7 protein-coding genes are annotated in these 6,367 nt (G+C 72.6%); 5 read left to right on the top strand and 2 right to left on the bottom strand.

The features are described from left to right. Window positions 1–277: 277 nt before the first annotated feature. Window positions 278–916, bottom strand: a complete 639-nt coding sequence (locus CCN72_RS34265) for a TetR/AcrR family transcriptional regulator (protein WP_086812230.1) — start codon at window positions 914–916, stop codon at window positions 278–280. Between the two features lie 74 nt (window positions 917–990). On the opposite strand from CCN72_RS34265, the gene CCN72_RS34260 reads away from it, so the two are divergent. The 3 genes from CCN72_RS34260 (at window position 991) to CCN72_RS34250 (ending at window position 4,543) form a co-directional block, all read left to right on the top strand. Then, complete coding sequence (locus CCN72_RS34260) at window positions 991–2,595, top strand: FAD-binding oxidoreductase (RefSeq protein ID WP_086812229.1); 1,605 nt, start codon at window positions 991–993, stop codon at window positions 2,593–2,595. A gap of 148 nt (window positions 2,596–2,743) precedes the next feature. Beyond that, window positions 2,744–3,742 carry a GlxA family transcriptional regulator gene (locus CCN72_RS34255; protein ID WP_086812227.1) on the top strand — a complete coding sequence of 333 codons (999 nt, stop codon included), beginning with the start codon at window positions 2,744–2,746 and terminating at the stop codon, window positions 3,740–3,742. Between the two features lie 162 nt (window positions 3,743–3,904). Continuing rightward, entirely contained in the window at window positions 3,905–4,543 is a 639-nt protein-coding gene (locus CCN72_RS34250; RefSeq protein WP_086812226.1) for an HD domain-containing protein, read from the top strand. Window positions 4,544–4,568: 25 nt separating this feature from the next. Here CCN72_RS34250 and CCN72_RS34245 read toward each other — a convergent pair whose 3' ends face one another. Beyond that, window positions 4,569–4,952, bottom strand: coding sequence for a winged helix-turn-helix transcriptional regulator (locus CCN72_RS34245; protein ID WP_086812224.1), 384 nt, complete (start codon window positions 4,950–4,952; stop codon window positions 4,569–4,571). A gap of 92 nt (window positions 4,953–5,044) precedes the next feature. Between CCN72_RS34245 and CCN72_RS34240 the strand changes: the two genes are divergently transcribed. Next, the gene (locus CCN72_RS34240) at window positions 5,045–5,884 is read left to right on the top strand and encodes an SDR family oxidoreductase (protein WP_086812222.1); all 840 of its coding nucleotides are present in this window, start codon (window positions 5,045–5,047) and stop codon (window positions 5,882–5,884) included. A 166-nt stretch (window positions 5,885–6,050) separates the two neighbouring features. Then, window positions 6,051–6,367, top strand: a 317-nt coding sequence (locus CCN72_RS34235) for a VOC family protein (RefSeq protein ID WP_086812231.1), incomplete at its 3' end; no start/stop codon positions are given.

Here is a 6,367-nt window from a genome sequence, read left to right as displayed (position 1 = left end):
GCACTTTGCCCCGGCTGCGTGAGTTCGGCGGCCGTCACCACGCAGCCGGGGCAAAGTGCCATTGCGCGGGAGGGAGTTGAGCCGAGATGACGGTCGCCGGTGGTGCGGAGGGCGTGTCCGCACCGCCCCCACGGCCACGGGGCACCCCGGCGCGACAGGCACCTGCGGCCTTCGGACGTACTGCTCCGAGAACGGCCCCGCCACGCTTCTGACGGGTCAGCCGGTCCGCATGACCGATCACAGGACTTGAGCCGAACGGTGGGGGGCGGGGCCCGGTTCAGACGCGGTCGTCGCCGTCGGCGAACGCGGTGCGGGCCGCGCCCAAGAGGCGGGCGCAGCGCCGGGTCATGGCCTCGGCCGACTGGTCGGGGTGGTTGATCCACCAGCGGACCAGCGCGGTGCACAGTCCGCGCCACGCGTATTTGAGGGCGTCGGCGTCCAGCGGGTCGCCGGTCCCGGCGGCGTGCAGAAGCTCGGCGGTGCCGGCCGCGGCGAGATCGTCGATGGTGTCGCGGTAGTGGGCCGCGCGGTGGGCGGCTTCGCTGTCGGGCGGCAGCGACGGATCGTAGAGGACGAACCATGCCTCGCGCCGCCCGTCGAGGGCCGTGAACAGGGCGCGCAGCACACGCAGCGGCGTGGACGGCGCGCCGCTGTCGTGGCCGGACATCGCGGCGCGGATGGCGCCCAGCAGCCGGTCGCCGACCGGGTCGAGGCAGGCGAGGTAGAGGTCCTGCTTGCTGCCGAAGTACTGGTGCACGAGCGGCTTGGTGACGCCGACCCGGGTGGCGACGGCGGCCACCGTGGTGGCCTCGTACCCGTGCCGGCCGAACTCCTCGGTGGCCGCGGCCAGGACCTGTCGTTCGCGCGCGGCCCTCGGTACGCCCTTGGTGCCGGCCCTGGAGGAGAGCGTTGTCATGGGACCAGACCTTACCCTAGGGTAATTTACCGCTGGGTAAATTCCTGTCCCCCGGACCCCGTTGGAGCGCGCCCGTGCCAGCCACCGCGACCGACCCCCAGACCTCCCGCACCCGCTCCTGGTGGGGCTGGGGCTATACCGACGCCCACCCCGACGACGCCGAATGCATCGCGACCGGGGCCCTGTTGCCCGGCACCCTCGCCCGCCCGCTGCCGATCCCCCGGGTCGCCGACCTGCCCATCGGCCGCCCCGCCGCGACGCCCCCGGCGTCCCTGGCCCACCTCGTCACGGCCGATCCGCAGGCGCGCGCCGCGCACGCCATGGGCAAGGCATACCGCGATGTCATCCGGGCCCTGCGCGGCCGGCCCGGCCGGATCCCCGATCTCGTCGCCCGGCCGACCCGCGACCAGGACGTGGCGGACCTGCTGGACTGGGCCGGCCAGCACGGCGTGGCCGTCATCCCCTTCGGCGGCGGCTCCTCGGTGGTCGGCGGTGTGGAGTACCGCGGCGAGGCCCATCACGCCGTACTCTCCCTCGACCTGACCTCGATGGGCCGCGTCCTGGAGATCGACACCGCCGCCCGCTCGGCCCTTATCCAGGCCGGGGCCCTCGGGCCCGCGCTGGAGGCCCAGTTGCGGCCCCACGGACTGACCCTGCGGCACTTCCCGCAGAGCTTCGAGTTCTCCACCCTCGGCGGCTGGCTGGCCACCCGGGCGGGCGGCCACTACGCCACCGTCCACACCCACATCGACGACTTCGTGCAGTCCCTGCGGGTGATCACACCCGCCGGGGCCGGCACCTCCTGGCGGCTGCCCGCATCCGGCGCCGGACCGTCACCGGACCGGTTCTTCCTCGGATCCGAGGGCACGCTCGGTGTCATCACCGAGGCCTGGATGCGCCTGCGGGAACGCCCCCGGCACAAGGCCTCCGCGTCCGTGGCCTTCGCCGACTTCCACCGCGCGCTGGACGCGGTGCGGGCCATCGCCCAGTCCGATCTCGCCCCGGCCAACTGCCGTCTGCTCGACCCGGGCGAGGCCCTGCTGTCCGGTGCCTCCCACGACGGCTCCACCGTCCTCGTCCTGGGCTTCGAGTCCGCCACCTCCCCCGTCGACGCCCGCCTCACGGCCGCCGTGGACCTGGCCCGCGCCCACGGCGGTCGCGGCGAGGCGGCCCCGGCGGACCGCGACAGCCCGCCGGACGCGGCGGTGGGCGCCTGGCGTTCGGCGTTCCTGCGGATGCCCTATCTGCGCGACGGCCTGGCCCGTATGGGGGCCGTCGTCGAGACCTTCGAGACCGCCGCCACCTGGGGCACGGTCCCCGCGCTGATCGACGCCGTCCGCACCGAGGTCGGTGCCGCCGCCGCGAAGGCCACCGGGCACCCGGCCACCGTCAACTGCCGCCTCACCCATGTCTACCCGGACGGCGCCGCCCCCTATTTCACCGTGGCCGTCGCGGGCCGCCCCGGCGACGAGGTCGAGATCTGGGACGACATCAAAGCCGTCGCGACCGAGGTCCTGCACCGCCACCGCGCCACCATCACCCACCACCACGCCGTCGGCCGCGACCACCGTCCCGGCTACGACCTCCAGCGCCCGGACCCCTTCGCGCTGGCACTCCGTGCCGCCAAGGACGCCCTGGACCCCCACCGGATCCTCAATCCGGGCGTGCTGCTCGACTGACCGGACGGCCGCGGTGGCCACGGAGGAACGGCCCCTTCGGGCATGGCGCGGCCCGGCGGCCGCCGACGACGATGGGAGGCTACGAGTGCCACGGCCCGGCCTCTCGGACCCGCGGGCGGTGACACGGTGTGCGGAAAGGCGAGCGGTCATGGAACTGGAACCTGGGCGGCACATCCTCTTCCTCGTGTACGACGGCATCAAGATGCTCGATGTCGCGGGCCCGGCGGAGGTGTTCGCCGAGGCCAACCTGTTCGGCGCCGACTACGCGCTGAGCTACGCCTCGCCCTTTGGAGCAGCGGCCGTCACCTCCGTGGGCCTGCGCCTGCCCGTCGACGGGGCGGCGGCCGACGTGGCGGAGGTGGACACGGTCGTCGTCCCCGGCGGCGACGCGCTCGTCACCCGGGCCGTACCCGCCGAGCTGACCGAGGCGATCCGGCTGCTGCACCCCCGCGCCCGGCGGCTGGTCTCGATCTGCACCGGATCGTTCGCCCTGGCCGGCGCCGGTCTGCTGGACGGGCGCCGGGCCACCACCCACTGGCAGCACGCCGGGCTGCTCGCCCGCGCCCACCCCGATGTCCAGGTGCGGCCCGACGCCCTGTTCGTGGAGGACGGCGACATCGTCACCTCGGCGGGTGTCTCGGCCGGCATCGACCTGGCCCTCGCGCTGGTCGAGCGGGACCACGGCGCCGACCTGGCACGGAACGTCGCCCGCAACCTCGTGGTGTTCATGCAGCGCCCCGGCGGCCAGTCCCAGTTTTCGGCGCCCCTTGAGGTACGGCCGCCCCGCACACCGGCCCTGCGCTCCGTGGTCGACCTGGTCGCGGCACAGCCCCAGCTCCCGCACACCGCGGGCTCGCTGGCGGCCCACATCGGCGTCAGCCCACGCCACCTGGCGCGGATGTTCACCGCCGAGCTGGACACGACCCCGGCGAAGTTCGTCGAGCAGATCCGCCTGGAGCACGCGAAAGCGCTGCTCGACTCGGGCCGCGGAGTGGCCGAGGCGGCGCGGGCCGCCGGGTTCGGGAGCTCGGAGACGATGCGCCGTATCTTCGTGGCCCGGCTGGGGGTCTCACCGAGCGGCTACCGGGCGCGGTTCGCCACCGCCCGGGGCGGCGACAGGGGCGGCACAGCGGCCGAGTCTCGCTGACGGCCCCGTACCGCCGGGGTCCGGATCTGTGGGGTACCCGGCAGCCCCGGCGGTGGGCCGGACCTCGATCGGCAGGAAGGCTGGGAAGCGTTCCACTCCACACCTGGCACCTGGCACCTGACACCTGACACCTGGCACTCGACATTCGACCGAGGAGGGCTCATGTCGGAGCAGATCGCGGGGATCACCGTTCCCGACACCCAGCTGGTCCGCGAAGCCACCGATCTCGTCCGGAACGCCGCCGACGAGGCGGTCTTCCACCACTCGCGGCGCGTCTACCTGTGGGGATCGCTGAAGGCCGCCGCGCGCAAGCTCGACGTCGACCCCGAACTCGCCTATGTGGGCGGCCTCTTCCACGACCTCGGTCTGACCGCGTCCTACGCCACCAAGGACCGGCGCTTCGAACTCGACGGCGCCGAGGCCGCCCGCGCCTTCCTGCTCGACCACGGCCGCTCCGAGCGGGAGGCCCGCGAGGTCTGGCTCGCCATCGCGCTGCACACCACCCCGGAGGTGCCGCTCCAGCTGTCGTCGGAGATCGCCGTGGTGACCCTCGGTGTGGAGACCGACGTCCTCGGCCTCGGCCTCACGGAGATCACCGAGCGGCAGCGGGCCGAGGTCCTGGCCGCGCACCCGCGCCCCGACTTCAAGAACCGCATCCTGAAGGCCTTCTACGACGGCATGGCCGACCGCCCCGACACCACCTTCGGGACCATGAACGACGACGTCCTGGCCCACTTCGACGCCTCGTTCCGCCGCAAGGACTTCGTGGAGATCATCCGGAACAGCCCGTGGCCGGAGTGACGCTCCCCCGGCGGCTCCGCCGCGATCAGCCACCGCGCGGCGGGCGCTGATCCGCCGGCAGCCGCTTCGTGATCCGGTCGAACAGGTCCGTCAGGGGCTCACCGATGTCCTGGCCGAACTCGGTGAGTCCGTAGGTGACTTGGGGCGGCGTCGTGGGCGCGACCTCCCGCCGGATCAGCCCGTCCTCAAGGAGCGCCCGCAAGGTCTGGGCGAGCATCTTCTCGCTGATGCCCTGGATGCTGTCACGCAGCTCGTAGAACCGAAGGTCGTTGCTCCGCAAGGAGATCAGCACCCAGATACCCCACCTGCTGGTGACATGGTCGACCATGTCGCGCGCAGGGCAGTCGGTGTGAAACACCTCATACCGCTTGCCCGCCTCGGCCTGTTTGAGCTGCGCGCCTTCCACCATGTCCGGAGCTTACCTCTGGGTATGTCCTTACGGAAAGTAAGTCCGACTCCTAGCGTCAACTCCCGTAGCGCACAACGAACGAGGAGCTGAACATGATCGTGGTGACCGGGGCGACCGGAAACGTGGGCCGGACTTTGACGCAGACCCTGGCCGAGGCGGGCGAGCAGGTGACAGCGGTGTCGCGGCGTACGGCGGCGGTGCCGAGCGGGGTCCGGCATGTGCAGGCCGACCTGGGCCGGCCGCAGGGCCTCGCCGCCGTACTGGACGGGGCGAAGGCGCTGTTCCTGCTGCTGTCCGGCGACCTGCACGCCCCCGAAGCCAGGCCGGCCGACCTCATCGACCTGGCCGCCGCGAGCGGGGTCCGCCGGGTCGTCCTGCTGTCCTCGCAGGGCGTGGCGACCAGGCCGCTCGGCCCGACGCGGATCGCGATGCGGGCGCTGGAGGACGCGGTGCGGAAGTCCGGCCTGGACTGGGCCGTCCTGCGACCGGGCGGTTTCGCCTCCAACGCCTTCGCCTGGGCGGAGTCCGTTCGCACACAAGGGGTGGTCGCCGCGCCCTTCGGCGACATCGGGGTGCCGGTCGTCGACCCGGCGGACATCGCCGAGGTCGCGGCCGCCTGCCTGCTGGAGGACCAACACATTGGCGGGATCTTCGAGTTGACCGGGCCCGAAGTGATCACGCCGCGCCGGCAGGCGGAAGCCATTGCCACCGCGCTCGGCTCGCCGGTGCGGTTCCATGAGCTCACCCGCGAGGAGGCCAAGGCCGCGATGACCCGGTTCGTGCCGCCGGAGCTCGCCGACGACACCCTGGACATCATCGGCGCCCCGAACTCCGCCGAGCTGCGGATCAGTTCGGATGTGGAACGAGTCCTGGGCCGCGCCCCGAGGCCCTTCGGCGACTGGGTCGCCCGCAACATCGCCGCCTTTCGCTGAGCCACAAGCCGAGGTACGAGCCGAGGCACAACTCGGCTGAAGCGAGCTGACGGAGCCCGGCCCGGCCGCCTCCCCTCACGGCCGTGCCGGGGCCCACAGCACCGTCCGCCGACTGAATCCGGCGCCAGGGGATATCCGCAGAAGAGGTCATCCCTTGGGAGGAAGCATGACATTGGTGAAGGCGGGCGTCGTGGTCCTCGACTGCGCCGAGCCCGAGAAACTGGCCGTGTTCTACAAGGAGTTCCTGGAGGGCGAGCAGACGGACGCCTCGGCCAACCTCGTGGAGGTCCGCGGCGCCGACGGCATACGGCTGGCCTTCCGCCGTGATGTGAACGCCGTCTCCCCCAGCTGGCCCCGCCCGGAGAACTCCCTCCAGTCCCATCTGGTCTTCCTCGTCGAGGACTTGGACGCGGCCGAGCGCCGACTGGTGGGACTCGGCGGCCGACCGATCGAGACGAGGGACCCGGCCGGGCCGTACGAGGA

This window comes from Streptomyces murinus, assembly GCF_002154555.1.
Classification (GTDB): domain Bacteria; phylum Actinomycetota; class Actinomycetes; order Streptomycetales; family Streptomycetaceae; genus Streptomyces; species Streptomyces murinus.
This window is presented reverse-complemented; position numbering and strand designations above follow the sequence as displayed.